This window comes from Dysgonomonas sp. 25, from assembly GCF_010501075.1.
Lineage (GTDB): Bacteria > Bacteroidota > Bacteroidia > Bacteroidales > Dysgonomonadaceae > Dysgonomonas.
The window spans coordinates 1-631 of sequence record NZ_QVMN01000024.1; the positions used below are offsets into that span (position 1 = coordinate 1).

1 protein-coding gene is annotated in these 631 nt (G+C 51.2%); it reads right to left on the minus strand.

Features of this window, described 5'->3' with window-relative positions:
• Positions 1-631: hypothetical protein (locus D0T66_RS16070; RefSeq protein ID WP_163358319.1), on the minus strand; the 631-nt coding region annotated here is incomplete at both ends.

Consider the following 631-nt stretch of genomic DNA (forward strand, 5'->3'; position numbering starts at 1 on the left):
AAAGTGACATTCGCATAGTCGTAGCGGTTGCCTGCATTGGTAGTGTAAGGCACATTCGTAGTATTGGTAGTGCCGTCTGTCAATGTCTCTCCGCCTGCTGTTGTACTGATAGTGATTCCTCCCTTTGTATCGGTTATCTCTGCCTTCCAAGTGGCATTCCCCTGTACATTGAAGCTGCCACCAGCAGCAGAATTGTAGGTCATTTGATTGTTATAGAGTTTGCCATTCACTTTCAGGGCAAAGTTAGTCTGGTTGATGGTCACTGTTTTTATCTTGCTTTTGGGGTTGCCATCTTCATCTGTATCGGTGTAGAGGAAGGAGAGTTCTGTTTCTTTCGTCTTCCACGGATTAGCTGCTGTAACATCCGTTGTGCTCATCGCATCGGGCAACAGACTTATCGTTGTCGGGGAGGTCGTGAGTGCCGCAGGCGGCGCAGGCGTCAGCGGATTGCCCGTAAAAGGTACAGGTTCAAAGCCGGTGACTGTTGCTACAGCATATCTCGGCGATGCTCCATCCATCCAGTTGATAACCAATTCCTGTGCACTCGCGGCTGTCAACGGGCGTGCATCCTTACCACTCGGCAGGTCGAAGCGGCTCTCGCTGAGGTGCAGCTTGGCGAGGGCTTCTTCTG